The organism is Pseudonocardia sp. (assembly GCF_025965585.1).
Classification (GTDB): domain Bacteria; phylum Actinomycetota; class Actinomycetes; order Mycobacteriales; family Pseudonocardiaceae; genus Pseudonocardia.
Map to the genome: position 1 here is coordinate 1 of NZ_JAOPWR010000342.1, position 25,350 is coordinate 25,350.

The 25,350-nt window shown below is 73.4% G+C and carries 27 protein-coding genes; 8 read left to right on the forward strand and 19 right to left on the reverse strand.

The window, feature by feature from the left end; genetic code table 11:
* Positions 1 to 949 (forward strand): DUF5667 domain-containing protein (locus JWR81_RS20820; RefSeq protein WP_297655448.1); only part of this gene is annotated, 949 nt, incomplete at its 5' end.
* Positions 950 to 1,097: 148 nt separating this feature from the next.
* Entirely contained in the window at positions 1,098 to 1,988 is an 891-nt protein-coding gene (locus JWR81_RS20825) for an HAD family phosphatase (RefSeq protein WP_297655450.1), read from the forward strand.
* Positions 1,989 to 2,030: 42 nt separating this feature from the next.
* On the opposite strand, the gene JWR81_RS20830 is transcribed toward JWR81_RS20825, so the two are convergent.
* The 14 genes from JWR81_RS20830 to JWR81_RS20895 all read right to left on the reverse strand — a co-directional run bounded on the left by JWR81_RS20830 (position 2,031) and on the right by JWR81_RS20895 (position 14,141).
* On the reverse strand, positions 2,031 to 3,026 hold the full coding sequence (locus tag JWR81_RS20830) for a lysophospholipid acyltransferase family protein (RefSeq protein WP_297655453.1): 996 nt from the start codon (positions 3,024 to 3,026) through the stop codon (positions 2,031 to 2,033).
* 86 nt (positions 3,027 to 3,112) lie between these two features.
* Positions 3,113 to 4,150 (reverse strand): NAD-dependent epimerase/dehydratase family protein, encoded by a 1,038-nt coding sequence (locus JWR81_RS20835; protein WP_297655456.1) that lies wholly within the window; start codon positions 4,148 to 4,150, stop codon positions 3,113 to 3,115.
* A 161-nt stretch (positions 4,151 to 4,311) separates the two neighbouring features.
* Positions 4,312 to 4,413: an AURKAIP1/COX24 domain-containing protein gene (locus JWR81_RS20840; protein WP_010241351.1), complete on the reverse strand. Its 102-nt coding sequence runs from the start codon at positions 4,411 to 4,413 to the stop codon at positions 4,312 to 4,314.
* A 175-nt stretch (positions 4,414 to 4,588) separates the two neighbouring features.
* Positions 4,589 to 4,795 carry a helix-turn-helix domain-containing protein gene (locus tag JWR81_RS20845; RefSeq protein WP_297655459.1) on the reverse strand — a complete coding sequence of 69 codons (207 nt, stop codon included), beginning with the start codon at positions 4,793 to 4,795 and terminating at the stop codon, positions 4,589 to 4,591.
* Positions 4,796 to 4,953: 158 nt separating this feature from the next.
* Entirely contained in the window at positions 4,954 to 5,766 is an 813-nt protein-coding gene (proC, locus tag JWR81_RS20850; protein WP_297655462.1) for a pyrroline-5-carboxylate reductase, read from the reverse strand.
* A 37-nt stretch (positions 5,767 to 5,803) separates the two neighbouring features.
* Positions 5,804 to 6,640: a thioesterase family protein gene (locus tag JWR81_RS20855; protein ID WP_297655465.1), complete on the reverse strand. Its 837-nt coding sequence runs from the start codon at positions 6,638 to 6,640 to the stop codon at positions 5,804 to 5,806.
* Positions 6,641 to 6,687: 47 nt separating this feature from the next.
* Positions 6,688 to 7,515: a sugar phosphate isomerase/epimerase gene (locus JWR81_RS20860; RefSeq protein WP_297655468.1), complete on the reverse strand. Its 828-nt coding sequence runs from the start codon at positions 7,513 to 7,515 to the stop codon at positions 6,688 to 6,690.
* Entirely contained in the window at positions 7,512 to 8,690 is a 1,179-nt protein-coding gene (locus tag JWR81_RS20865) for a hypothetical protein (RefSeq protein ID WP_297655471.1), read from the reverse strand. The genes JWR81_RS20860 and JWR81_RS20865 overlap by 4 nt, the downstream gene beginning before the upstream one ends.
* Complete coding sequence (locus JWR81_RS20870; RefSeq protein WP_297655473.1) at positions 8,687 to 9,697, reverse strand: Ppx/GppA phosphatase family protein; 1,011 nt, start codon at positions 9,695 to 9,697, stop codon at positions 8,687 to 8,689. The genes JWR81_RS20865 and JWR81_RS20870 overlap by 4 nt, the downstream gene beginning before the upstream one ends.
* A gap of 430 nt (positions 9,698 to 10,127) precedes the next feature.
* Positions 10,128 to 10,817, reverse strand: coding sequence for a response regulator transcription factor (locus JWR81_RS20875; protein WP_297655476.1), 690 nt, complete (start codon positions 10,815 to 10,817; stop codon positions 10,128 to 10,130).
* On the reverse strand, positions 10,814 to 12,037 hold the full coding sequence (locus JWR81_RS20880) for an ATP-binding protein (protein WP_297655479.1): 1,224 nt from the start codon (positions 12,035 to 12,037) through the stop codon (positions 10,814 to 10,816). The genes JWR81_RS20875 and JWR81_RS20880 overlap by 4 nt, the downstream gene beginning before the upstream one ends.
* A 128-nt stretch (positions 12,038 to 12,165) precedes the next feature.
* Positions 12,166 to 12,906 (reverse strand): phosphoglyceromutase, encoded by a 741-nt coding sequence (locus tag JWR81_RS20885; RefSeq protein ID WP_297655482.1) that lies wholly within the window; start codon positions 12,904 to 12,906, stop codon positions 12,166 to 12,168.
* Between the two features lie 38 nt (positions 12,907 to 12,944).
* A complete protein-coding gene (locus tag JWR81_RS20890) occupies positions 12,945 to 13,559 on the reverse strand; it encodes a hypothetical protein (RefSeq protein WP_297655485.1) in 615 nt (204 codons plus the stop codon).
* Positions 13,560 to 13,628: 69 nt separating this feature from the next.
* Positions 13,629 to 14,141, reverse strand: coding sequence for a MarR family transcriptional regulator (locus tag JWR81_RS20895; RefSeq protein ID WP_297655488.1), 513 nt, complete (start codon positions 14,139 to 14,141; stop codon positions 13,629 to 13,631).
* 87 nt (positions 14,142 to 14,228) lie between these two features.
* On the opposite strand from JWR81_RS20895, the gene JWR81_RS20900 reads away from it, so the two are divergent.
* Both JWR81_RS20900 and JWR81_RS20905 read left to right on the forward strand, forming a co-directional pair.
* Entirely contained in the window at positions 14,229 to 14,735 is a 507-nt protein-coding gene (locus JWR81_RS20900; protein WP_297655491.1) for a VOC family protein, read from the forward strand.
* 156 nt (positions 14,736 to 14,891) lie between these two features.
* Entirely contained in the window at positions 14,892 to 15,827 is a 936-nt protein-coding gene (locus JWR81_RS20905; RefSeq protein WP_297655494.1) for a sensor histidine kinase, read from the forward strand.
* 18 nt (positions 15,828 to 15,845) lie between these two features.
* Here the strand turns inward: JWR81_RS20905 and JWR81_RS20910 are convergent, their stop codons facing one another.
* Both JWR81_RS20910 and JWR81_RS20915 read right to left on the reverse strand, forming a co-directional pair.
* Positions 15,846 to 16,604: a GntR family transcriptional regulator gene (locus tag JWR81_RS20910; RefSeq protein ID WP_297655497.1), complete on the reverse strand. Its 759-nt coding sequence runs from the start codon at positions 16,602 to 16,604 to the stop codon at positions 15,846 to 15,848.
* A 178-nt stretch (positions 16,605 to 16,782) separates the two neighbouring features.
* Positions 16,783 to 17,238, reverse strand: coding sequence for a MarR family winged helix-turn-helix transcriptional regulator (locus JWR81_RS20915; RefSeq protein ID WP_297655500.1), 456 nt, complete (start codon positions 17,236 to 17,238; stop codon positions 16,783 to 16,785).
* A 394-nt stretch (positions 17,239 to 17,632) separates the two neighbouring features.
* On the opposite strand from JWR81_RS20915, the gene JWR81_RS20920 reads away from it, so the two are divergent.
* The 4 genes from JWR81_RS20920 to JWR81_RS20935 all read left to right on the forward strand — a co-directional run bounded on the left by JWR81_RS20920 (position 17,633) and on the right by JWR81_RS20935 (position 21,432).
* Positions 17,633 to 18,265, forward strand: a complete 633-nt coding sequence (locus JWR81_RS20920) for a DUF5134 domain-containing protein (RefSeq protein WP_297655503.1) — start codon at positions 17,633 to 17,635, stop codon at positions 18,263 to 18,265.
* Between the two features lie 20 nt (positions 18,266 to 18,285).
* Positions 18,286 to 18,849: a hypothetical protein gene (locus tag JWR81_RS20925; RefSeq protein ID WP_297655505.1), complete on the forward strand. Its 564-nt coding sequence runs from the start codon at positions 18,286 to 18,288 to the stop codon at positions 18,847 to 18,849.
* Between the two features lie 82 nt (positions 18,850 to 18,931).
* A complete protein-coding gene (locus JWR81_RS20930; protein WP_297655508.1) occupies positions 18,932 to 19,675 on the forward strand; it encodes a YcnI family protein in 744 nt (247 codons plus the stop codon).
* A 2-nt stretch (positions 19,676 to 19,677) separates the two neighbouring features.
* Positions 19,678 to 21,432 (forward strand): FixH family protein, encoded by a 1,755-nt coding sequence (locus tag JWR81_RS20935; protein ID WP_297655512.1) that lies wholly within the window; start codon positions 19,678 to 19,680, stop codon positions 21,430 to 21,432.
* Positions 21,433 to 21,526: 94 nt separating this feature from the next.
* Here JWR81_RS20935 and JWR81_RS20940 read toward each other — a convergent pair whose 3' ends face one another.
* From JWR81_RS20940 to mshA, 3 genes are all read right to left on the reverse strand, one after another.
* Entirely contained in the window at positions 21,527 to 23,101 is a 1,575-nt protein-coding gene (locus JWR81_RS20940; protein WP_297655515.1) for an AMP-binding protein, read from the reverse strand.
* A gap of 388 nt (positions 23,102 to 23,489) precedes the next feature.
* Positions 23,490 to 23,954, reverse strand: a complete 465-nt coding sequence (locus JWR81_RS20945; RefSeq protein WP_297655552.1) for a YbjN domain-containing protein — start codon at positions 23,952 to 23,954, stop codon at positions 23,490 to 23,492.
* A gap of 20 nt (positions 23,955 to 23,974) precedes the next feature.
* A complete protein-coding gene (gene mshA / locus JWR81_RS20950; protein WP_297655555.1) occupies positions 23,975 to 25,297 on the reverse strand; it encodes a D-inositol-3-phosphate glycosyltransferase in 1,323 nt (440 codons plus the stop codon).
* Positions 25,298 to 25,350: the final 53 nt, after the last annotated feature.

Consider the following 25,350-nt stretch of genomic DNA (forward strand, 5'->3'; position numbering starts at 1 on the left):
GCCCGCGGGCCGTGCAGGCGGCACGCGCTCCGTGGCCCGCGGGCTGCGCAGCCGCACGCTGCTCGTCGGCGCCGCGGCGCTCGTCGCGATCGTCGCCGTGGCGGGTGGTGGCATCTTCGCCAGCCGCAACTCGCTCCCGGGTGACGCGCTCTACCCCGTCAAGCGGGTGGTCGAGTCGGCGGGGCTCGCGATGACCTTCGACAAGACGGCCAAGGCCCACCGCCAGCTGGAGCTCGCCGCCACGCGCCTCGACGAGGTCGAGCAGCTCATGGCCAAGGAGCCCACTGCAGCCGCGGCCGATCCCGCACTCGTGCAGTCGGCGATCACCGAGTTCGACTCCTCCACCGGCACCGGCTCCCGCGGGCTCATGAGCTCCGACGACGCAGGCGGGGCCGCCACCCTCGGCGACCTGCGGGCGTGGGCGGGCGAGCAGGCGGCCCGGCTGTCCCTCCTCCGCTCGGCGCTCCCGAGCTCCGCGGTCCCGGGCGCCGACCAGTCCATCAGCCTGCTCGACCGGCTCCTGGGACGCACCGAGGCCCTCAGCGGCCGGTCGAACTGCCTCCAGGTCACCTCGGGTGCCGTCGACGACCTCGGGCCGCTCCCCGCGCAGGGCACCTGCTCCCCGCGTCCGGCCGGTCCCCAGGGGTCCCCGGGCGACGGGTCCGAGGGCAGCGTCGGCCGCGACGGTGTGACGTCCGACCCGTCAGCGCCGGGCACCTCCGGCACGAACGACCCGACCACCTCTCCGGAGAGCAACGACCCCGCCACCGCGCCGAACGGGGTGCTGCCCGGCACCGGGAGCACGGACGGCACCGACTCCAGCGCGCCGACGAGCACCGGAAGCGGCCCGACCAGCGGGAACGTCTCGGTGCCCCTGCCGCTGCCGCTGCTGCCGCCCATCACGCTGCCGCCGCTGCTGCCCGGCCAGCCCGGCATCACGATCGGCTGAGCGACACGCCTCCGAAAGCCCGATCACGAGGCCGCCGCGGACACCCCGCGGCGGCCTCGTCGCATGTCGGGGACCTGGGAACCGACGCCCTCCGACCACCGTCGCGACAGTAGGCTGGACGGACAAGACCCCCACCGGAGGCCCGCACGTGGTTGACGCAGACACGCGGTCCGGCGAGACCGCCGCCGCGGCGGGTGACCCCGCCCAGATCGCCGGCGAGGCGGCGGCGGCCGCCGCCGTGGCCGCCGGTGACAGCGGCCCGCCCGACGTCCCCCAGACCGACCTCACCGCCGCCGCGTTCTTCGACGTCGACAACACCATGATGGTGGGCGCGTCGATCTTCCACTTCGCCCGCGGCCTCGCCGCCCGCAAGTTCTTCACCACCTCCGACCTGGCCGGCTTCGCCTGGCAGCAGATCAAGTTCCGCGTCGGCGGCCGCGAGACCGACGTGTCCGGCCACCGCGACACCGCGCTGACGTTCGTCGCGGGCAGGCCGGTCGCCGAGGTCGTGTCGCTCGGCGAGGAGATCTACGACGAACTGATGGTCGACCGGATCTGGACGGGCACGCGCGCGCTGGCCCAGATGCACCTCGACGCCGGGCAGCGCGTCTGGCTGGTCACCGCCACACCGGTCGAGCTGGCGCTCATCATCGCGCGGCGGCTCGGGCTCACCGGGGCGCTGGGCACGGTCGCGGAGAGCGTCGACGGGCACTACACGGGCCGGCTGGTGGGCGAGATCCTGCACGGTTCTGCGAAGGCTCACGCGGTGCGCGCACTGGCCGTGGCCGAGGGCCTCGACCTGCGCCGCTGCACCGCGTACTCCGACTCCGTCAACGATGTGCCCATGCTGTCCGCGGTTGGCACGGCCGTGGCGGTCAACCCCGACTCCGAGCTGCGCGACGTCGCCAAGGACCGCGGCTGGCAGATCCGCGACTTCCGCACGGGCCGCAAGGCCGCCCGCATCGGCGTGCCCTCGGTGCTGGGTGCCGGCGCGCTCGCCGGGGCCGTGGCGGCGGGCCTGGCGGCCCGCAGGCGCTGAGGGAGTGCGCCGGGCAGGGGCGCCGGCATCACCGCCTCCCGCTCACCCCAGGAAGGCGTTGCGGCGCTGGCTCAGCAGCCGGTAGAGCGTGTGCTGGATGGTCTCGCGCACCTGGTCGGTGAGGTTGAAGACCGTCATGGGGTCGTCGGCCTCGGCCGCGCCGATGGTGTCCGTGCGGATCGGCTCGCCGAACTCGATGTACCACTTCGACGGCAGCGGCACGAGCCCCAGCAGGCCGAGGTGCGGGAACAGCGGGGTGATCGGGAAGTACGGCGCCCCGAACAGCCGGGCCAGCGGCTTGATGTCGCCGATCTTCGGGTAGATCTCCTCGGCCCCCACGATGGAGCACGGGATGATCGGCACCCCGGTGCGCAGGGCGGCGGAGACGAAGCCGCCGCGGCCGAAGCGCTGCAGCTTGTAGCGGTCGTGGAAGGGCTTGCCGATGCCCTTGAAGCCCTCGGGCCACACGCCGACGAGCTCGCCGGAGGACATGAGCCGCTCCGCGTCGGAGTTGCAGGCCAGCGTGGCGCCCTGCTTGCGGGCGAGCGTGCCGAAGCCCGGCATCCGGAACAGCAGGTCGGCTCCGAGGGTGCGCAGGTGCCGCTGGGCCGGGTGGACGTCGTGCAGGGCGACGGCGGTCATCAGCCCGTCCAGGGGCAGCGTGCCGGAGTGGTTGGCCACCACGAGCGCGCCACCGGTGTCGGGCACGTGGTGCATGCCGATCGTCTCGACCCGGAACCACTTCCGGTAGAGCGGGCGCAGGGCCGGCAGCAGCAGGTTGTCGGTGAGGTCGGCGTCGAAGCCGAAGTCGTCCACCGCGTAGTCGCCCTCGAAGCGGCGGCGCGCGAACGTCAGCGCGGCCTCCAGCGCCTCCTCCCAGGCCGGGGACGTCTCCTCGACGGGGGGATCGGCCTGCGGCTCCGGCTCCGGCTCGAGTTCGGGCGGACGGCGCGTGGTGGCACCCGTCCCGCCGAGGCGCCAGCGGGTGCGCACACCCGAGTCGTCCGCGTGCAACGGGATGACACGGGCCTCGGACACATCGGCTCCCTTCATGGTGCTCGTGTTCCCGGTGACGGGTTTGCCGGTGGTCCGGCGCGAGCCGTTGCCTGCCGGTCGACGGGTGGTCATCGCAGGGCCCGCGCGACGGAGAGGACGCCGCGCTCCAGCGACTCCACCCATTCCGGTGAGACGACGGGACGCAGCGCGCGGGCGCGCACGTAGTCGTCGAAGGCCTGGGTGGTGGTCCAGCGCGGGACGAACCCGAACTGGGAGCGCAGCCTGCTGTTGTCGACGACGCGGCCGAAGTTGAGCAGCCGCATCTGCTCCGGCGAGAAGTCCACGAGCCGGGCGCCGCGGAACAGGCGGCCGACCGGCCCGACGGTGCTACTCGGCACCGGCAACGCGACGCGCCCGGCGCGACGGATGGCCTGTGAGAGCAGCAGCACGCCGTCGGCGGCGACGTTGAACGTGCCGGGGAGCTCGTGGCTGGCGGCCCGCTCGAGCACCGCGAGCGCGTCCTCCTCGTGCAGGAGCTGCACGCGGGCGTCGTAGCCGAGGACGGTGGGTACCACGGGCAGCGCGAAGTAGCGCGTGAACACCGTGTCGATGCGGGGGCCGATGAAGTTGGCGAAGCGCAGCACGGTGACGGCGACGTCGGGACGGCGGCGGGCGAAGCCGCGCAGGTAGCCCTCGATCTCCACGGCGTCCTTCGCGTACCCGCCGGAGGGCAGGTCCCTGGGCACCATCGTCTCGTCGAACAGCGCGGGGTCGCGCGGGCTGGAGCCGTACACGGCGGTTGTCGACTTGAGCACCATGCGCTTCACCGTGGGCGCCTTCTGACAGGCGGCGAGGAGCTGCATCGTGCCGATGACGTTCATCTCCTTCATCGCCGTGCGACCGCCCGACGACGCCGGGTTGGCCGACAGCGAGGCGTGCACGACGGTGTCGACCGACGCGTGGGAGATGACCTTGGCGATGAGCGGGTTGCGGATGTCGGCCCGTACGAACTCGGCGCGGCCCATGCGGCGCAGCAGGTCACGCGGCGGGGGCACGGTGTCCACGCCCAGGACACGGTCGATGTCCGGGTTGGCCGCCAGTCGGGCGGCGAGGTGCCCTCCGAGGAAACGGCTGACACCGGTGACGAGTACGACGGACGGCGTCACGGCGGGGCCTCTGCGGATACGGGGGGGTGCTGCGAGTGACCGATGCTAGCCCCAGCACCCCCGAGATGTCGGCGTCCGTGGGCGGACGCACCCTGTGACGGGGAACGTGCAGCGAGAAGACGGAAGCGGCCGGCGAGGGAGACCCCTGCCGGCCGCTGCCGTCACTTGCCGAGCTTGCGACGCTGCACGCGGGTCTTGCGAAGCAGCTTGCGGTGCTTCTTCTTCGACATCCGCTTGCGGCGCTTCTTGATGACCGAACCCATACGTGGACCTTCCTGATCGTGACGCGACCGGTGGGGCCGCGAAGGGGTGCTGCAAGAGGCCCGACCGGACGCGGCGCCGGAAGGCGCGCACTGGCCGGGCGATGACCGATGGCCGATCCTACCTGCGGCTCCGGTGACGGCCGCGCCCACCGGCACCGCCGTCCCCGGCGGGGCGTCAGCCCGCGTCGAAGTACGCGCTGCGGAGGTAGTCCTCGACGGCGCGCTTGGGCACGCGGAAGGACCGGCCGACGCGGGCTGCGGGCAGATCCCCACCGTGCACCAGGCGGTACACGGTCATCTTGGACACCCGCATCATCGCCGCGACCTCGGCCACGGTCAGGAACTGCACCTGGGCGAGGTGGATCTCGGGCTCGGTAGCCATCCGATCACCGCTTTCGTGGTTCCATCGGACCGGCTCCACGCCGGCCCTGATGTTCCCACTGAGGATAGCGGTGCCGATGTGACGACTTCGACACGCACTCCACTCCGGCGTGGTACTACAGGCTCCGCGTCAGGGTGAGAAATGATCGACCGTTCGGGTCACGGCCGCTCCGCCGCGCGACCCAGTTCCTCCGATCGGTCGCGTGCGGCCTCGATTGCGTCGATCAGCGCCGCCCGGACGCCGTGACGTTCCAACTCCCGGATGGCGGCGATCGTGGTACCCGCGGGTGACGTGACGGCCTCCCGCAGCAGGACCGGGTGGTCGGCCGAGTCGCGCATCATCTGCGCCGCGCCGAACGCCGACTGGATGATGAGGTCGGCGGCGACAGCCCGGGGCAGGCCGAGCAGGATCCCCGCGTCGATCATGGCCTCGACCAGGAAGAAGAAGTAGGCGGGCCCGGAGCCCGACAGTGCCGTCACTGCGTCCTGCTGGGACTCGGGAACGCGCACCACCCGGCCGACCGACGCGAGCATCTTCTCGACCGTGGCGAGCTGCTCGTCGGTGGCGTGCGTGCCGCCGGAGACGGCGCTCATCGCCTCGCCCACCAGCATCGGCGTGTTGGGCATGACCCGCACGACCGCGGTGCCGTCGGGCAGCGAGCGCTCGAATAGCGAGGTCGGCAGGCCCGCGCACAGCGAGACCACGAGCGTGCCCGGACGCAGCGCGGGCGCCAGGTCGGCGAGCACGGGCGCGATGTCCTGCGGCTTGACCGCGACCACCACGATGTCCGAGCGCCCGGCCGCGGCCGGGACGTCGACAGCGGCCACGCCGTGGCGCGCGCTCAGCTCGGCGGCGCGCTCCGGGTGGCGCTCGGTGAACACCAGCTCGTCCGGCGCCGTCCCGGCCGCGAGCAGCCCCGCGAGCAACGCCTCCCCGATCTTCCCCGCCCCGAGCACCGCGATCCGTGTCATGCACGAGACCGTAGCCGCCCGGCCGGCGGGCGCGCGTTCAGCGGTCCAGCGGCGAGAGGGCGAGCTGACGGGCCTGGCACACGAGCCGACCCGCGGAGTCGATCACCGTGACGTCCTCGTCGAACCACGGCCCGCCCACGGTGGCGACGCGCGACTCCAGCCGCAGCCAGCCCGGCGCCGGGTGGCCGCGCAGCAGGGCGGTGAGCTGCACCGTGGGGGCCCAACCGAGCTTCCCCCCGACGTTGAGCACGGCGGGCGGCAGCAGGTCGCCCGCCAGCAGCGCGAACAGAACGTCCGCGGGCTCGCCGAAGGGCCGCGCCCAGCCGCGCAGCACCGGCGGGGCCTGCTCGCCACGCATGAACGCGATCGTGGGGGTGTCGAACCGCACCTCGCACGCGCTGGACAGCCCGGTCGGGTCGCGGCGGGAACCCGGGTCGAAGGCGTCGGCGGGCGGCTCGACCGGCAGGTCGGGCAGGTCGGTCCAGCGCGGCTCGTCGTCGGGCAACCGGCCCGCGGTCAGCGTGGCCGCCAGCATCGGCTTCCCGCCCTGGAACATGCGCGCCGACACGATCGACGTGGTGGCGCCGAGCTTGAGCACCTCGGTGGCGATCTCGACCGGTCCCTGGTCGGGTGCGCGCAGGAAGTCGCTGGCGATGGCGAGCGGTTCCGGGTCGGAGCCGGGGACGTCCGCGGCGAGGCGGGCGAGGCCGGCCTTCGCGAGCAGGACCAGCAGGATGCCGCCGTGGGCCTTGGGGCCGACCGTCCAGACGGGGCCCAGCTCGGCGGCGTACCTGCCGTCCCCGAGCGGCTCTACGCCGATCGCACCGGTGAACGGCGGCGCGACGGGGGCGGGGGCGGACGTACCGGGATGCATGGGACACGTCTATCACCCGGCACCGGCGGCACCGGCGCCGATGTGACCTATCGGGCAGGCTCGGCTTCGGCCGGGCGGAGAACGCCGGCGGCGGCGGGCTGCAGGTGCAGCCGCGCGAAGAGCAGGGACTCGGCGAGCATGACCACGCGCTCGTACCGCGTGCGGCAGCGGCGGGTGCTGATCTCGAGCACGACGACGCCGGTGAAGCCGCCGTCGGCGAGGCGCCGGCAGACCTCGGCGCACGGCTGGGTGCCCCGGCCGGGCACCAGGTGCTCGTCCCGCGGGCTGCCGCTGCCGTCCGCGAGGTGGACGTGCGCGAGCCCGGAACCCATCCGGTCGAGCATCGCGAGGGCGTCGGAGCCTGCGGCGGCGGTGTGCGAGAGGTCGAGTGTGTAGTGCTCGTGGCCGACGTCGGTCGGGTCGAAACCGGGGCTGTAGGGCACCGTGCGGATGGCACCGCGGGTGACCGGGAACATGTTCTCAACGGCGAGCGTGACGCCCGCGTACTCACCTGCCCTGGCCACCTCGGCGGCGAACTGCGCGGTGTAGCCGCGCTGCCAGCGGAACGGGGGGTGCAGTACCACCGTGCGGGCACCGAGCCGCTCGGCGGCGGCCACCGACCGGCGCATGCGGCCGATGGGGTCCGAGCCCCACACGCGCTGTGTGACGGCCAGGCAGGGAGCATGCACCGCGAGCACGGGCACGCTGTGGCGGTCGACCAGACGCGTCACGGCGACGGGGTCCTGGCTCACGGCCTCGGACCACACCATCAGCTCCACGCCGTCGTAGCCGAGCTCTGCGGCGATCTCGAAGGCCGCCGCGGCCGGTTCCGGGTACACCGATGCCGTCGACAGGACGATCGGCGGCGCGGTCATCTCCCCATGAGTACCAGGATCGCCGGTGACGCGGTGAGGAGCAGCCCCACCAGCACGGCGAAGATCGTGGTGCGCATGTCGCTGTTGCGCAGCAGCGCGCGGACGATCAGCACCAGCCCGACGGTGACGAGCACGGCCGCGGCCAGCGCCACCACGGGCAGCTCGCGCCAGAGGAAGCGGAAGCCGACCCACAGGGCCGCTCCGCCGATGGCGCCGAGGATCCACTGCGCCACCACGGCCGCCCACGCCTGGCCCGGCGAGGGCTCGGCGGAGGAGCGCCCGAGACGGCGGCGCGGGGTGTCGCCGTCGGCGTCGTCCCGGTCCTCGAGCCCGGCGGGGGGCTCGTCGAGGTCGAGGTCGAGGCCTGCCGGGCGGGCGTCGATGTCGAGCGATGACACGGCCTGGGTGGGCGGGCCACCGTCGGCGTCGGACCGGGAGCCGGAACTGCCGGCGGTGCGGGCGCGGTGCCACGACTCGGCACCGGCGGGCGCCACGCCGACCATCGTGGCCGGGCCGGCGTCGGGGTCGGGGTCGCCTGCCGCATCGGGCTCGTCGGCCGCGGGCGGCTTACGCAGGGCGTTGACCTGCTGCTGGTCGATGGGCCCGGTGAGACCGGGGTCGAGCACGCCCGTGCGGTCCTCGCGGTAGCGCGGGATGTGGTCGGTGGGGTTCTCCCGGGCCGGCTCGAAGCGCGGGCGGCCCGGCGGTGGGGCGGCGGGGGCCTGCGCGGTCGGGGCGGGGAACGCGCCGGAGCTGCGGTCGAATGCGGTGGTGCGGGCCGCGGCCGTATAGGCCGTGCCGGTGTTGCCGCCCCCGTTGCGGTCTGCCCCGTTGCGGGGGACGACCGGCGGCACGGCGCGCGTCGGCTCCGGCCCCGTCTCGGGGACGTAGGAGCGCGAAGACTCCGGCTGGCGCGACGGGGCGTCCCAGGAGCGCGGACGGACATCGCGGACCGGGGCCTCGTCGGGAACGGGCTCGCGGAGCACCGAGCGGTCCGGGACGACCTGCGGGGTCCACGCGGCGGGCGCCGCAGCCCGGTCGGCGACGGGCTGGGCGCCCGCGTCGTCGTCGGCCTCCCGCCGACGGCGTCGACGACCGGTCGCACTGACGTCGCCGTGCTGGGCTAGCAGCTCGGCCACGGTGCGCTGGCGGGGGTGGTCGGTCTCGGAACTCATCCGGTACACCGTGCCTCGTACGTCGTCAAGCGTCCAAGACCACGCGGTGCGTCCTGCGCCGAGCGGTCTGTCTGGGCCGTCCCATCGAGCGTGTCGAGCCTCCGGAGTATCACTCCTTCGCGCAACGCCCAGGGGCAGATCTCGAGCTGTGTGACCCGCAGGGCGCGCATCGACGCCTCCGCGACGAGCGCTCCGGCCACCAGCTGGTGGGCCCGGCTGGGGCTCACACCCTCCAGTTCGGCGAGGTCGCCCGCCGACATCCGGGTGATGAACGCGGCGAGCTGACGCAGCCCGACGTCGGTCAGCTGCCGCCGCATCCGGGGCCCCGCGCTCGACGGGGCGGCGCCCGTGAGCCGGGCCAGCGAGCGGAAGGTCTTGGACGTGCCGACCGCGAGGTCGGGCTCGCCGGCGCGCCGCAGCCGGCGGGCGACCGGCTCCAGCTGCGCGTCCAGGTGCTCGCGCAGCGCGTCGATCTCGCGGCGCGACGGGGGGTCGGACCGGAACCACTCGCGCGTGAGCCGGCCGGCACCGAGCGGGAGCGACGCCGCCGCAGCGGGGTGCTCGTCGCGCCCGGCCGCGAGCTCCAGCGAGCCGCCGCCGATGTCGAGCACCAGCAACCGCCCCGCCGACCAGCCGTACCACCGGCGCACCGCGAGGAACGTGTAGCGCGCCTCGTCCTCACCGGGCAGGACCTGAAGTACGACGCCCGTCTCCTCGCGGACGCGGGCCAGCACCTCGGCGGAGTTGGTGGCGTCGCGCAGGGCGGAGGTGGCGAACGCGAGGAGGTCGGCGCAGCCGGCCGCGGCGGCCGACGCGTTGGCGCGGGCCACGGTGCGGACCAGTGCATCGGTCCCCCGGCGGGTGAGCGCGCCGGAGCCGTCGAGGTTCTCGGCGAGGCGCAGCTCGTCCTTCTCCGAGGTCATCGGCGTCGGGTGCCCACCACGCTGAGCGTCCACCACGAGGAGGTGGACGGTGTTGGACCCGACGTCGAGCACACCCAGGCGCACGTGATCAGGTTACGCGACGACCGTGACGTCTCCGTGATCGAACCCACTACGAACCGCAAATACCCGACTACTCACAGCAACACTCCCCAGCTCCACCCCACCCCCACCGCAGGACAGCGGGGCCACGCGGGCCGGCCGGTTGTCCACATACCCCCATCTCCATCCACAGGTTGCGCGAAGAGGAGGGCCACGGCGGGGAGCGGAACCGTCGCTCCGACGACCGGCGCCGCAACCGGCTCCAGGACGGCGGGTGGGCGATGTTCCACGCGACGGACGTGGACATCCACGGGGACCCCGGGTCGCTGACGCCCCAGGTGGCGGTGGCCATCGAACGCCGATCAAGGCTGATGTCGCTCCACGTGATGCACGGACGACCTCTGTGCCTTGATCAGCGCGGTCGGGCCTGGGCCGCGCCCAGGTGGGCCGCGGGTCAGCTCTCGAACTTGTAGCCCAGGCCTCGCACCGTCACCAGGTGCCGGGGGGCGCTCGGGTCGCCCTCCACCTTCGACCGCAGGCGCTTGACGTGCACGTCGAGGGTCTTGGTGTCGCCCACGTAGTCCGCACCCCACACCCGGTCGATCAGCTGCCCGCGGGTCAGCACCCGGCCGACGTTGCGCAGCAGGTACTCGAGCAGGTCGAACTCCTTGAGCGGCAGGGCCACGTCCGCGCCGTTGACGCTGACGACGTGCCTCTCGACGTCCATCCGCACGGGGCCGGCCTCCAGCACGCCGGGCATGCCGTCCACCTCGGTGCCGGTCTCGCCGCCGCGCCGGAGCACGGCCCGCACCCGGGCGATGAGCTCGCGGGCGGAGTAGGGCTTGGTGACGTAGTCGTCGGCGCCGAGCTCGAGGCCCACCACCTTGTCGATCTCGCTGTCGCGGGCGGTCACCATGATCACCGGGACGGCGGAGCGGGTGCGCAAGGCTTTGCAGACCTCGGTGCCGCTCATGCCGGGGAGCATGAGGTCGAGCAGCACGATGTCGGCGCCGTTGCGGTCGAACTCCTCCAGCGCGTCCTGGCCGCTGGCGGCCACGGCCGTGGTGAAGCCCTCCTTGCGCAGCAGAAAGGCCAGCGGGTCCGCGAAGGACTCCTCGTCCTCCACGATGAGCACCCTGGTCATGACATTCCTCCGAGTTCGGCGTGACGCCGGGAGGCGTCGGATGGGGGTGGCGGGCCGATGCCCGCGGGATCGAGGTCGTCCGGGTCGTCGGGGTCGGACTCCTCCACTCGTAGCGGCAACCGCATCGTGAACGTGGAGCCGGTGCCGGGGCTGCTCCAGAGGCGGACGTCGCCACCGTGGTTGGCCAGCACGTGCTTGACGATCGCGAGGCCGAGGCCGGTGCCGCCGGTGGCGCGCGACCGCGCCGGGTCGACGCGGAAGAAGCGCTCGAACACGCGCTTCTGGTGCTCGGGGGCGATACCGATGCCGCGATCGGTGACGGCGACCTCCACGGTCCGCCCGACGAGCCGGCGCGACACCGACACCGACGCCTCCTTCGGCGAGTACGCGATGGCGTTCTCCACGAGGTTGGACAGCGCCGTGACCAGCAGCGTCAGGTCACCCTCGACCTCGAGGCCGGTGGGCTTGTCGACGATGATCTCGATGTCGGCGGCCTCGGCCGAGAGGCGGGACCGCGCCAGCGCCTCGCGCACCACCTCGTCCACGTCCACCACCGACAGCTCGGGCAGGCGCTCGGCCCCGGTGAGGCGTGAGAGCGCGATCAGCTCGGTGACGAGGTTGCCCAGCCGGGTGGCCTCGTTGAGGATCTTGGTGCAGAAGCGGCGCACCTCGGCGGGGTCGTCGGCGGCGTCGAGCACCGCCTCCGCGAGCAGCCCCATCGCCCCGACCGGGGTCTTGAGCTCGTGGCTGACATTGGCGACGAAGTCCCGCCGGGTGGCCTCGAGCCGCACGGCGTCGGACGTGTCGGCCGCCTCCACCATCGCGAAGCCGTCGCCCAGCGGGCGGACGTTGGCGAGCACGGCGGCCGGCTGGCGGCCGCGGTGGTCCAGCGGGGAGAGGTCGACGGCAGTGGACGTGCCGGTCTGCAGCACCTTCTGGCACGCGACCGCCGCCCGGGCGTCGGGCAGCCCGGCCCGGACGACGCCCAGCTCGGCGGCGCGGGCGTTGTGCAGCACGACGTCACCCCGGCGGTTGAGCACCACCAGGCCCTCGTCGGCGGAGCGGAACACCCGCTGCAGGAGATCGACCATCGGCGGGCCGGGGCTCGGCTCGACCCGGGCGGGGGTGGCCTCCACCCGCCCGCGGCCCATCCGGATGCCGATGGCCAGGCCCACGGCCAGAGCCGCGACCACGATCACCGTCCAGACCAGTGCGGTCATGGCGGCATCGTAGGCAGGTGGACCGGGTGGCGGGCCAGCTCACAGGCCCGGTCGTGACGCCCGCGACGTCACGGAACGGCACAATTCCGCCCCCGTTCACGCCGCGTTCACCCCCGCGGGTTCGACGGTCAGCGCCCCTGGTTCGCCACGGCCGCCGCGGCCTCCGCCGCGGCGTCGGGGTCGAGGTAGGTGCCGCCGGGCACGGTGGGCAACAGGTCGTCGTCGAGGTCGTAGCGCAGCGGGATGCCGGTGGGGATGTTCAGGCCGGCGATGTCGGCGTCGGAGATGCCGTCGAGGTGCTTGACGAGGGCGCGCAGCGAGTTGCCGTGGGCCGCGAGCAGGACGACCTTGCCCGCTCGGAGGTCCGGCACGACCTCCGTCTCCCAGTACGGCACGAAACGTTTCACGACGTCGGCCAGGCACTCCGTGGCGGGCATGGCGGCGTCGAGGTCCGCGTAGCGCGGGTCGCCGTCCTGGGCGAACTCGGAGCCGGCATCGATCGGCGGCGGCGGCACATCGTACGAGCGGCGCCAGAGCATGAACTGCTCCTCGCCGAACTCGTCGAGCGTCTGCTTCTTGTTCTTGCCCTGCAGCGCGCCGTAGTGGCGCTCGTTGAGGCGCCAGTCGCGCTTGACCGGGATCCAGTGCCGGTCGCAGGCATCGAGGGCGAGGTCGGCGGTGGAGATCGCGCGCCGCAGGAGCGAGGTGTGCACGACGTCGGGCAGCAGGCCCTCGGCCCTGAGCAGCTCGCCGCCGCGGCGGGCCTCCTGCTCGCCCGTCTCCGAGAGGGGTACGTCCACCCAGCCGGTGAAAAGGTTCTCGGCGTTCCACACGCTCTGGCCGTGTCGCAGCAGCACCAGGGTTCCCATGCGCGCAACTCTGCCAGCCGCGGATGGGGCGCAGGTGCTCAGGTCGCGACGGTGAGCGTGCGCAGTGACGCGTCGAACACCGGCGCGTACGTGCTCCAGCCCTGCGCGGGCGCGGTGCCCGTGACGACGGTGGTGGAGCGGCCGTGGACGGTGAACAGCTGCAGGTTGCGCAGCCGCATCCCCGATCCCTTGTCGGTGAACGTGCCGCCCAGCAGGTGCGCGGGGGTGCCGTCGGCGAGGCTGACGGCCGCGTCGGTGTCGGAGGCGTAGTCGGTCAGGCCCCGCAGCTCCTCACGGGCGCCGACCACCGTCGCGGGCAGGCCGGCGACCGACGGCACCACGAGCACGTTGATGTTCGCGCTGAAGTCCCCTTGGGCCGATCGTGTCGGGGTGGGGTCCAGGAAGACGACGGCCGTGTTCTGCGCGCCGGACGTGTCCGCCTTCCAGCCGGGCGGAGGGGCGATCGTGAAGCGCTTCTGCGCGTCGGAGAACGCGGCCCCGAGCGGCGCCGGGCCGGCTGCGACGGCCGACGACACGGTGCGCGGGGCGGCCGCGGGATCGGGTTCGGCGACGCCGATGACGGTCTGCGTGCACCCGGCGAGCCCGATGACCGCGACGAGGCACAGGGCCACCCGGACGATCATCACGCGCATTCGGGCCCCTTCCCGGAACGAGGCGCCATGATTGCCCACGCCGGACTGCGGCGCCAGCACCGGCGCGGGTCAGCCTGCGGCGGGCTCCTGGTCGGCGGCCACGCCGGATATCGGCAGCTCGTCGTCCGAGAGGCCGGTGAGCACCGCGCGCAGGATGGCGCGCAGCTGCCCGACCTGCTCGCAGGTGAGCCTGTCGAAGAGGTGCTCGCGGACCGTGCGCACGTGCCCGGGAGCCGCCGCGGCGAGCGCCGCGAAACCTGCCTCGGTGAGGTGGGCCAGCGTGCTGCGCCGGTCGTCGGGGCAGGGCATCCGTTGCACCCAGCCGTTGCGCTCCAGCCTGCTCACGGCGTGGGAGAGACGGCTCTGCGAGCTCTGGGTGACGGCGGCGAGGTCGCTCATGCGCAGGGTGCGTCCGGGGACCTCGGACAGCATCGCCAGGATCTGGTAGTAGGCGTGCGGCATCCCCGAGTCGCGCTGCAGCTGCCGGTCGAGTGCGGACTCGAGCAACGTGGACATCGCCACGTAGGACAGCCACGCGTCCAGCTCGTCCGGCGTCAGCCACCGCTCGTTCACATCGTCCACACCGGTCATGGTACGGGAAGACATTTGAACTTTCATGTGTTCCGGGTGCTACCGTATTCATGAACCTTCAATGATCTAGGGGTCACCATGCCGGTCCAGCGCCTCAACCACGCCGTCCTCTACGTCCGCGACGTCGACCGCAGCGTCGCCTTCTACTCCGACGCCCTCGGGTTCCGCGTCGTCGCCGGCATGCCCGGCCGGGCCGCGTTCCTGCAGGCCGAGGGCTCGACCAACGACCACGACCTCGGGCTGTTCGCCATGGGTGAGCGCGCGGGCGACACCCAGGCCGGGCGCACCACCGTGGGCCTCTACCACCTCGCATGGGAGGTCGACACCCTCGCCGAGCTGCGCCGCATCGCCGGCGTGCTGAGCGAGCGCGGCGCACTCGTCGGCGCGTCGGACCACGGCTCCACCAAGGCCCTCTACGCGCACGACCCGGACGGCATCGAGTTCGAGGTCAGCTGGCTCGTGCCCGCCGCGCTCCTCTCCCCGGAGCCCACCGTCATGACAGCGCCCCTGGACCTCGAGGCCGAGATCTCCCGGTACGGCGCGGAGACGCGTGGAGGCATCGGCGTGTCCGTCGCGGCAGGCTGAGCCCGGGCCCGTCCAGCCCCTCCGGTTGGGCCCTTCGCGTGACGAACCTCACCCACGGGAGAGGTAGGGTGGCGGCGTTTCCCGCCTCGTCCCGGGGCGGTCCGGATCTGCGGCGAGGAGCTCTATGACGGTGACGACCGCCGGGGTCGACCCGAGGTGAGCACCGCGCCTCAGGGCCTCCAGCACGACGCGCTCTTCTACACCGACGCGGCGAGCTACCGCGCGGGGCTGCTGCGGTTCGTGCGCGAGGGCCTGGAGCACGAGGAGCCGGTGTTGGTCGCCGTGCCGCAGCCCGGGCTGGCCCTCGTGCAGTCCGCCCTGAGTGCCACCGAGGCGGCGCGGGTCCGCACCGCCGACATGGGCACAGCGGGGCGCAACCCGGGCCGGATCATCGGCTCGGTCCTCACCGCGTTCGTCCGCGAGCACGACGGGCAGCCGGTGCGTATCGTCGGCGAGCCCATCTGGGCCGGCCGCAGCCAGGACGAGTACCCGGCCTGCGCCGAGCACGAGGCCCTGATCAACGTGGCGCTGGCCGCGTCCGAGGCCTACGTCCTGTGCCCGTACGACGTCACGCGTCTCGACCGCAACGTGCTCACCGACGCCACCCGCACCCACCCGATGCTCGCCACCGCAGGCGAGCGCTGGGACTCCCCCGGCTACACCGACCCGGTCGCCGTCGCCGCCTGGTTCGACCGCCCGCTGCCCCCCGCACCTCCCGAGGCCGACGTGCTGGTGATCGGGCCGTCCACCGGGCCGGGCACGGCGCGGCGCTTCGTCCACGAGTACGCCGAGCACAAGGGCATGCCGCCCGACCGGATCGCCGACCTGCGCACGGCCGTGCAGGAGCTGGTGGTCAACACGATGCTGCACGCGGGCGGCTCGGGGCTGCTGACGATCTGGACGGCGGACCACCAGGTGGTCTGCCAGGTGCAGGACGGCGGCCGGATCACCGATCCGCTGGCGGGCCGCAGGCTGCCCGCCCCGCACGATGACGGCCACGGGCTCTACGTCGTGCACCAGCTGTGCGACCTGGTGCGCGTGCACCGCAGGCGCGACGGCACGGTCGTCCGCGTGCACATCGGGCTCTCCTGAACGCGGCCCGCGCCAGGGTCAGCCGCTGCCGTCCACCCGGTAGCCGTCGCGCGTCGAGAAGCGCGCGGTGACGCTGAACCGGTCGGCACGCACGAGCGTCTGACGCCACTCGACCGGACGGTCGCCCGCGCAGCCCAGGCGGTCGATCGCCAGCACGGCCACGCCCTCGGGGATGGCGAGCAGCCGCCGCTGCGAGGCGTCCGGCACGGCCGCGCGGATCCGCTCGCTCCCGCCGGTGACGCGCACCCCGCAGCGCTCGGCGTACTCCGCGTAGAGCGCCGTGCGCCCGAAGTCGACGTCCAGCAGCGGCGTCGCCAGCTCCGCGGGCAGCCAGACGCGGTCGACGGCGAGCGGGTCGGCGTCGGCGAGGCGCAGGCGCTCCAGGTGCACGAGCGGCGTGGACTCCTCCAAGCCGAGCCGCGCGGCCACCACGCCGTCGGCGCGCACGTCCAGCGTGCGGACGACGCTGCGCTGCACCTGCCCGGTGGCCTCGACGGCGGTGAAGAGGCTGTAGAGCTCGCCGAGCTGCTGCTCGATCGCCGTGGGCTCGGCCCGTCGGGGGGTGCGCCCGCGGCCGGCGATCACCAGCCCCTCCTCGCGCAGGCGCCGGACCGCCTCGCGGACGGTGTGCCTGCTGACGCCGTACTCGGCCACGAGCGCGAGCTCACCGGGGAAGGACTCGGTGAACTCGTCGCGATCGAGGCGGCGACGGAGGTCGGCGAGAAGCTGCTCCCACAGCGGGCGTCCGCCCAGCCGGTCGAGCACCTGCGCCGTCACGGTCCACCCCCTTCTCGTCCACACCGGGGAGACGACTCGGCCGTGTGTCCGGTCGCCCACGATACGATCGCGCCCCGTCGCTGCGACGCCGGGACTGCCGGATCCGCCCGGTCCCGCGGTGGCCCGGCCAGTGGCGCGGCGGGGGCGCCACGGCCCGTGGTCGCGGGCGCCTGCTCGATCAGCGGTCGGAGGCGGATCGCAGCCGCCCGGTGAGATTCCGCAGCACGCCGCGCAGGTCGTCGATCTCCTCGCGGCTCATGCCGGTGGCGATGCCGATCTCGTTCTGCACCTTCGCCGTGTACGCCTCCAGCTCACGACCCTGCGCCGTGAGCGCTATCAGCACCGATCGCTCGTCGCCGGGCTGGCGCGTGCGCGTGACCAGGCCGCTCACCTCGAGCCGCTTGAGCAACGGGGAGAGCGTGCCCGTCTCCAGCTGCAGGGCCTGCCCGATACCGGTGACGGGCGAGTCGCCGCGCTCCCACAGCACCAACAGCACGAGGTACTGCGGGTAGGTCAGGCCGAGCGAGTCGAGCATCGGCCGGTAGCAGCTCGTCATGGCCCGTGATGCGGTGTACAGCGCGAAGCACAGCTGCTCGTCCAGAGTGGTGGACCGCACCGGCCCCGGCTGTGACATCCCTTCACCGTATGCTCCCGCGCCCCGCCGGCGCATCCCGCATCCGTTGCGGCGCAGGGCAGATGCGCCCTGCGCCGCGATGCCACCGACGGCGGCACGACCGCACCCGGAGCCCGACGTCGGCGCGCTCCCGCGCCCGGCCCCCCACGCCCCAGGACGACGGCTCGCCGCACCGGGCTGCCGTTCCCGGCGGTCGACGCGGTGCGCGGAAAATCACACCGGAAACCGAAGGAGACGGCGACCTGAGCGGAAAGCAGATCGACACGTTCCCGGACGAAGCAGTCGATATCCGGAATACCGGTACGGGGCCGGAGTATGGCGGCGAATACGCGCCGCGCCTACATTGCGCACGTCGTTTCCGGACCATTCGAGACCGAACGACTGAGGAGCGACGATGGCGGGGCCGATGTGGGCACGGTGGCTCTTCGCCGCGCTCTTCGCCGTTCTCGGCGTGTGCTGCGCGGTGCGGCTCGCACTCGTCGTCCGTCGGCAACGGCATGGCGCAGGCACCCCTGACACCGAGACGGCCCACATCCTCATGGCCGCCGGGATGACTGCGATGTTCCTGCCCGTGGCCACCCCCGTCCCACCGTCGTGGTGGGCGAGCGCGTTCGCGGTCGACGCCGCCTGGCTGGGTCTCCGGCTGGCACGGCCGCGACGCGACCTCCGTGCCCCCAGCGCGGCGCTGCTGGAGCACGTCGTGGCCGCGGCGGTGATGGCCGGGATGTTCGCCGCGATGCCGTCCGACGCGCTGTCCGGATCCGGGCTGGACCATGCCGGGCACCTCAGCTCGACGCACGAGTGGTTCGCCGTCCTCGGCTGGCTCGCCGTCGTCTACTTCCTCGCCCGCACGGCATGGGCGGCGGTGCAGGGCTTCCTGCCACACCGCATCGAGGACGCTCCCGACGTCGTCGCCGGCATGACGGGGTCCGGCGCCGTGGTGACACGCGCCGCCGCGGCGCTGACCCGCCCGCTCCGCCTGATCATGGGCGTCGGCATGGCGTACATGCTGCTGACGATGCTCTGAGGCCGGTCACCGCGATGTTCGTGCGCCGAGCACTGCTGACGATGAGAGCCGCCGCGTTCGCAGCCGTCTGCGTGGCGTCCACCGCCGAGGCGCACGGGCTCGAGGAGGGCCGCACCGTCGGCGCCGCCGCGCTCGCGGCCGGGTTCGCGATCGTGTTCGTGGCCGCGCTGGCCGCCGGGCGCCGGGAGCGGTCCCGAACAGCGATCATCCTCGGGGTCCTGGTCTGTCAGGCCGTGCTGCATGCGCTCCTCACCGCCGCCGAGGGGCCGATGGCCGGCATGTCCGGGCACGGCCCCGTCGGGATGACGCTCGCCCATCTCGCGGTCGCCGTCGTCACCGGCTGGTGGCTGCGGCACGGCGAGGCCGCGTGCTGGCGCCTCCTGCGGTCCGCGGAGTCCGCGGCGACGGCCGCGCTGCTCGCGGTCGTCGCGCACCTCGCCGGTCACGTCCCGGGAACCGACGCCGAACGGATCCGCCGGTCGCCGCTGCGGCTCCTGGACAGCCCGGCCCGCAGACCGGTGACCAGCCTCCTCCGCGACTGCGCCTCACGACGGGGACCACCGGTCGGCCTGCCCGTCCGCTGACACCCCACCCACCGGTGCACCGGTGGCACACCACGTCCTCGCGCGCCCCTGCGCGCCCCCGTCATCCCTGGAGCAGCCACCCATGTCCCCGCACTCCGCCACCGCTTCCCCCGCCTCCGGTCGGGCACGGCGCACGGCCCGCCGCATCGCCGTGGTGGGCGTCACCGGCGCGGTGGCGCTGATCGGCGTCGTCGGCACCGCATCGGCCCACGTGAAGCTCGACCCCGACACCGCGGCCCAGGGCAGCGACGCCACCGTCGCGTTCCAGGTGCCGAACGAGGAGGACAGCGCCAGCACCGTCTCGCTGCAGGTGAGCTTCCCGACCGACCACCCCGTCCCATCGGTCGACGTGCAGCCCGTGCCCGGCTGGACCGCGACCGTCAAGAAGGCGCCGCTGGCCACCCCCGTGAACACCGACGACGGCCCGGTCAGCGAGGCCGTCTCGACGATCACCTGGACCGGGGGGGCCATCGCGCCGGGGCAGTTCGAGCAGTTCCCCGTGTCGCTCGGCAACCTCCCCGACAACACCGGCAGCCTCACGTTCAAGGCGATCCAGACCTACTCCAACGGTGACGTCGTCCGCTGGATCGACCTGACGACCCCGGGCGCCCCGGAGCCGGCGCACCCGGCACCCACGCTGACCCTCACCCCGGCCACCGACAGCGGCACGGCCACCCCCGCGGCCGGCACCACCGGCACGGCGGCCCCGGCGAGCGGCACGGGCAGCAGCACCGGGACGGTGCTCGGGATCATCGGGGTCGTGCTCGGGCTGATCGGCGCGGTGACCGGCGGCCTCGCCCTGCGCAAGCGGTCCGGCACGGCCTGAGCGTGAACGACCGTCGTGCGCCGGGGCGGGCGCTCGCGCGTGCCGCCGCCGGGGTCGTCCTCGCGGTGAGCGCGTTGCTGGCCGGGGCGGGCACCGCCTCGGCGCACGCGGTCCTGGAGTCCACGAACCCGGCGGCGAACACGGTGCTGCAGGACCTGCCCCCGCAGGTCACGCTCACCTTCGGCGAGTCGGTCCTGCTCCCACCGAACGGGTTGCGGGTGTTCGACCCGGACGGGGTACAGGTCGATGACGGGAGCACCGGACACCCCGGCGGCGCCGGCGACACCGTGGCCGTCGGCCTGCGCCCGGGCTCCGCCCAGGGCAGCTACACGGTGGCCTGGCGGGTGATCTCGGCCGACACCCACCCGGTCTCGGGTGCCTTCACCTTCTCCGTCGGGCACGCGTCCGCGACGGCGGCCGCGGTGGCCGCACCGCCGGGCGGCAGCGCCGCGGTCGCGGTGCTCTACGGGATCGTTCGTGCCCTCGCCTACGCGTCGTTCGCCGCACTCGTGGGGGCCGCGGCGCTGCTGCTGTTCTGCTGGCCGCAGGGGGCGGCGCGGGCGGCGGGGCCGCGGGTGGCCGCAGGCGGCTGGGTCGGGCTCCTCGGCGCCACCGTCGGGACGCTGCTGCTGCAGGGCCCCTACGGCGACGGGACCGGGCTCGACACGATCCTCACCCCGGGATCCGTCGCCTCCACGCTGCAGCTGCCCCTGGGCAGCGCACTCGTCGCCCGGCTGTTGCTCCTGGTGGCCGCCGCGATCCACCTCGGGCTGCTCGTGCGGCGGCTGCCCACGGCCGACCACAGGACGCGTGCCGCGCTGCGCTGGTCCGGCGCCGCACTGGCCGTCGGCATGGCCGCGACATGGTCGGTGGCAGGCCACGCCGCGGTGGGCCTGCAGCCGGTGATCGCGTTCCCGGCCGACGTCGCCCACCTCGTGGCCATGGCGGTATGGCTCGGCGGGCTGCTCGTCCTGGCCGTCGCGCTGTGGTCGCCGGGCGCGCAGGAGGACGGTGAGCTGGCCGCGGCCGTATCCCGGTTCTCGCCGATCGCGTTCGGCTGCGTGGTGGTGCTGGTCGGCACCGGGACCTACCAGTCCTGGCGGCAGCTCGGCAGCTGGAGCGCGTTCGTCGACACCGGCTACGGGCGGATCCTGCTGGTCAAGATCGTCGCCGTGGCCGTCGTGATCGGCGTCGCCGCCGTCTCCCGGCACGCGGTCCACGCGAGACCCACACCAGGCCCGCACGTGACGGCCGGCGCTGGTGCGACCGCGGTCGCGACCACGGCTCCGCACCCGGTGCTGCGCCGCACCGTCGCGGTGGAGACCGCGATCGCCGTCGCGGTGCTCGGGTTGACCGCGGTGCTCGTCGATGCCGAACCCGGACGCACCGCCGAAGCCGCAACTGCCGCCGCGGCCGCCGGGCCCGTCGACGGCGACCTGCACTACGACACCGGCGGGCCGGGCGGCACCGGCACGGTGAGCGTGCGCATCGACCCCGCCCGCACGGGACCCGACACCCTCGAGGTCACCGTGCGCAATGCCGCCGGCGACCACCTGGACCCGCCCGGCCTCGAGGCCGAGCTAAGCCTGCCCGAACGCGGGCTCGGCCCGCTCACCCTCGCCCTGCACCGCACCGCCACGGGGACCTACGCCGGCTCCGGCCAGATCCCGCTGGCCGGGACCTGGCAACTGGCACTCACGGTGCGCACCGACGACCTCGACGAGACGACGGTCCGGCTCCCCGTTCCCGTCCGTTAGTGCATCGTCGTCCTGCTGCGTCGGCGTTCAGGCGGGGGTCGGGGCAGCCTACGAGCATCCCCGGGACGCTCCCGCATCGTCGCGTTCCACGGTGTCAGCTCGCGGCGGCCTCGCGGGCGCGGAGGTCCTTCCGAAGGATCTTCCCGCTCGCCGACTTCGGGATCTGGTCGATGAACTCCACCACGCGGATCTTCTTGTGCGGGGCGATGCGCTCGGCCACGAACGCCATGACCTCGTCCTCCGTGAGGTCGGCGCCCGACTCCTGCTTGACGACGAACGCCTTGGGCACCTCCTCGCCCTCGGCGTCCTTCACGCCGATGACGGCGACGTCGGCGACCTTCTCGTGGGTCAGCAGCAGGGCCTCCAGCTCGGCGGGCGGCACCTGGTAGCCCTTGTACTTGATCAGCTCCTTGACGCGGTCGACGATCGAGAAGACGCCCTCGTCGGTGACCTCGGCGACGTCGCCGGTGTGCAGGTAGCCCTCGTCGTCGAGGGTGATGGCGGTGGCCTCGGGGTTGTTGAGGTAGCCGCTCATCACGTTGGGCCCCTTGACCCACAGCTCGCCGCGGCCGCCGGGGCCGACCTCCTGACCGGTCTCCGGGTCCACCAGCTTGCAGGTGATGTTGGGCAGGGCGAAGCCGGAGGAGCTGAGGTCGATGTCCGGGCGGTCGTCGGGCATGCAGTGGCTGACGGGCGACAGCTCGGTCATGCCGTAGCCCTGCAGCACCGTGCAGTTCAGGCGCTTGCCCATCGCGTGTCCGAGCTCGGCGTCGAGCGGGGCGGCACCGGAGAAGACGATGTCGACGCACGACAGGTCGTACTGGTCGACGATCGGGTGCTTGGCCAGGGCGACGGCCACGGGCGGCGCGATGTAGACGCGGTCCACCCGGTACTCGGAGACGATCCGCAGGAACTCGACGAGGTCGAACTTCGGCATCGTGACGACGGTGGCCCGCGCGTGCAGGCCCTGGTTCATCATCACGGTCATGCCGTAGATGTGGAAGAACGGCAGCACCGCGAGGATCTTGGTGGCCGAGGTGACGTTGCCCATCACCGCGATCTGCTGCAGGTTCGCCACGAGGTTGCGGTGGGTGAGGATCACGCCCTTGGCGCGGCCGGTGGTGCCCGACGAGTACGGCAGCACGGCCGTGTCGCCGGCCCCGACGATCTGCGCGGGCGGCTCGGCGGTGGTGGCCAGCAGCTCCGCGAGGGACGTGACGCCGTCGGCGGTGTCCAGCACGACGAGCGCGCCGTCCGGGAGTCCCGCCTCGGCGAGGGCCGTGCGGGCGGTGTCGAGGAACGGCGAGATCGTGAACAGCAGCTTGGCGCCGGAGTCGGTGAGCTGGTGGGCGAGCTCGCCCGCGGTGTAGAGCGAGTTGGCGCTCGTGACGGTGGCGTTGGCGCGCAGGATGCCGTGGAACACCGCCGCGTAGTACGGCGTGTTGGGCGACAGGATGCCGACCACGTCGCCCGCGCCGATGCCGCGCTCCGCCAGTGCGGCGGCGATCTTCAGGACCATGCCCTCGAGCTCGCGGAAGGTGATCGCCGTGCCGCTGCCCCCGTCGAGGAACGCGGGCTCGTCGGCGCGGTCGCCGAAGTCTCCGAAGAGGAAGTCGAACAGCGAGACCTCGGGGATCTCGACATCCGGGTACGGGCTGCTGACGGGCATGGTGATGCTCCCTTGCGAGAAGTCCGACCGGACGGGTGGCGTCATGCTATGTCGTGCACCACTGGCCTCGTCGTGAGGTCGAAACACCCGAACGGGGTAGCCCGAAAGGGTTGTCGAACATGCTCGACCGCTGTCATCGTGGCCGGGACCGACCGGCGGGCCCCACCCGCCCGGTCGGACCGGGTACGGCGTTCCCCGCGCCACGCCCGGAGCCCCGGACCGCACGGTGCCCCCGATCGCGTGGTCCGCGGGTGGTTCGAGCGGAGTGGCCCGAGTTCATGACTCCCCCTCAGATCCCGGGCCGCTCCGTCCACCCGCCGGCGCGGGCACCCACCGCCGGACGAGCCGGCGCACCCCTGGTCGCGGAGGGCCGCGAGGGGATCCGGACTCAGGTGAAGAGGTGCTCGAACGCCTTCAGGTTGGCCGTCGACTCGCCGCGGTCGGAGCGCCACGCGTACTCGCGGCGGATGGAGCTCGCGAAGCCCAGTTCGAGCAACGTGTTGAAGTCGCCGTCGGCGGCCTCGAGGACCTGCCCGAGGACGCGGTCGATCTCGTCGGACGTGACGGCGTGCAGCGGGATGCGGCCGACGAGGTGGATGTCGCCGATCCGGTCGAGCGTGTAGTGCACGCCGTAGAGCCGGGCGTTGCGCTGCAGCAGGAAGCGGTAGACGCCCTCGTGGTTCTCGTCAGGCTGACGACAGACGAACGCCTGCACGAAGAACGAATGGTCGCGCACGATGAGCCAGCAGTGCGTCTGCAGGCGGTTGGCGCCGGGCAGGGTGACGAGGAACTGGCCGGGATCGCGGCGGTGGTGGTCGACCCCCAGCTCCAGCAGGGCCGAGGTCACGAGCATGTCCACGTCGTTCTCGGTGCTCACCGGTCGATCATCCCCGCAGCGACCGGCGGCTGCGCGACGGGTGGGACCGACAGCCCCTGCCGATCGACGAACTCGGCCGCGGCGACGGCGTAGGTGTCGAGCAGTGCGTCCGCGGTGCGGTCCCAGGAGAACTGCCGCGCGTGGGCGACCGCGCCACGCCCCAGCTCGTCACGACGGGCGACCGCCGAGCGGAGCGCATCGGCCCACTCGGGCGCGCCGTGCCCGGGCACGAGCAGCCCGGAACGGCTCTCGGCCACGGCCACCGGCAGCCCGCCGACGCGTGCGGCCACCACGGGCGTGCCGCAGGCCTGCGCCTCCAGGGCCACCAGCCCGAACGACTCGTTGTGGCTGGGCACGGCGACGACATCGGCCGCGCGGTAGACGTGGACCAGGTCGTCGCCGCCCTGGGGCGGCAGGAAGCGCACCACGTCGGAGATGCCGAGCGACGCGGCGATCTCCTGCAGCGCGGTGGGCTCGGCCAGCCCGCTCCCGGACGGCCCGCCGGCGACGAGCACCACGAGCCGGGACCGCAGTGTGCCATCGCCGTTCGCCGCAGCGCGGTCGAGCATCTCGGCCGCGGCGCGGAGCAGCACGTCGGGGGCCTTGAGCGGCTGGATGCGCCCGACGAAGGCGAGGACCACGGCGTCCGGGGGGAGGCCCAGTGCGCGGCGGGCGGCGGCCCGGTCGCCGGGGACGAACCGCTCCAGGTCGACGCCGGGGGGGATGGTGGCGGTGCGGCGCGGGTCCGCGCTGCAGAGCTCGACGAGCTGGCGGGCCTCCTCGTCGGTGTTGGCGATGAGGCGGTCGGCCTCGGCCACCACCTGGTCCTCGCCGATCACGCGGACCATCGGCTCCGGGGTGTCACCGGCCGCGAGCGCGGAGTTCTTCACGCGCGCGAGCGTGTGGGCGCTGTGCACGAGCGGCACGCCCCAGCGGTCGCGGGCGAGCCATCCGACCTGGCCGGAGAGCCAGTAATGGGAGTGCACCACGTCGTAGTAGCCGGGCTCGTGGCGCGCCTCGGTGCGCAGGACTCCTGCGGTGAACGCGCAGAGCTGGCTGGGAAGGTCGTTCTTCCCCAGCCCCTCGAACGGGCCTGCGGCCACGTGGCGCACCAGCACGCCGGGCTCCAGTTCGGCCACGGGCGGCAGCTCCGACGACGTGGCGCGGGTGAAGATCTCGACCTCCACGCCCCGCTGGGCCATCCGCCGGGCGGTCTGGACGATGTAGACGTTCATGCCGCCTGCGTCGCCGGTGCCCGGCTGCTCGAGCGGGGAGGTGTGCACGGACAGCACGCAGACCCGTCCCGGGATGCTCCGCAATGCTCCGTTGCCATTGACACGCACGCCTCTGTCTAGCACGCGCGAGGGGTACT

Bases quoted from the DNA above. Each gene is read 5' to 3' on its own strand.
- JWR81_RS20945 (WP_297655552.1), bottom strand. From the start codon at position 23,954: ATGCTCGTGACCTCGGCCCTGCTGGAGCTGGGGGTCGACCACCACCGC.
- JWR81_RS20860 (WP_297655468.1), bottom strand. From the start codon at position 7,515: ATGACCGCGCCGCCGATCGTCCTGTCGACGGCATCGGTGTACCCGGAA.
- JWR81_RS20940 (WP_297655515.1), bottom strand. From the start codon at position 23,101: ATGCCCGTCAGCAGCCCGTACCCGGATGTCGAGATCCCCGAGGTCTCG.
- JWR81_RS20840 (WP_010241351.1), bottom strand. From the start codon at position 4,413: ATGGGTTCGGTCATCAAGAAGCGCCGCAAGCGGATGTCGAAGAAGAAG.
- JWR81_RS20920 (WP_297655503.1), top strand. From the start codon at position 17,633: ATGGCGGGGCCGATGTGGGCACGGTGGCTCTTCGCCGCGCTCTTCGCC.
- JWR81_RS20880 (WP_297655479.1), bottom strand. From the start codon at position 12,037: ATGACCGCACTGGTCTGGACGGTGATCGTGGTCGCGGCTCTGGCCGTG.
- proC (WP_297655462.1), bottom strand. From the start codon at position 5,766: ATGACACGGATCGCGGTGCTCGGGGCGGGGAAGATCGGGGAGGCGTTG.
- JWR81_RS20890 (WP_297655485.1), bottom strand. From the start codon at position 13,559: ATGCGCGTGATGATCGTCCGGGTGGCCCTGTGCCTCGTCGCGGTCATC.
- JWR81_RS20865 (WP_297655471.1), bottom strand. From the start codon at position 8,690: ATGAGTTCCGAGACCGACCACCCCCGCCAGCGCACCGTGGCCGAGCTG.
- JWR81_RS20855 (WP_297655465.1), bottom strand. From the start codon at position 6,640: ATGCATCCCGGTACGTCCGCCCCCGCCCCCGTCGCGCCGCCGTTCACC.
- JWR81_RS20900 (WP_297655491.1), top strand. From the start codon at position 14,229: ATGCCGGTCCAGCGCCTCAACCACGCCGTCCTCTACGTCCGCGACGTC.
- JWR81_RS20930 (WP_297655508.1), top strand. From the start codon at position 18,932: ATGTCCCCGCACTCCGCCACCGCTTCCCCCGCCTCCGGTCGGGCACGG.
- JWR81_RS20915 (WP_297655500.1), bottom strand. From the start codon at position 17,238: ATGTCACAGCCGGGGCCGGTGCGGTCCACCACTCTGGACGAGCAGCTG.
- JWR81_RS20885 (WP_297655482.1), bottom strand. From the start codon at position 12,906: ATGGGAACCCTGGTGCTGCTGCGACACGGCCAGAGCGTGTGGAACGCC.
- JWR81_RS20845 (WP_297655459.1), bottom strand. From the start codon at position 4,795: ATGGCTACCGAGCCCGAGATCCACCTCGCCCAGGTGCAGTTCCTGACC.
- JWR81_RS20875 (WP_297655476.1), bottom strand. From the start codon at position 10,817: ATGACCAGGGTGCTCATCGTGGAGGACGAGGAGTCCTTCGCGGACCCG.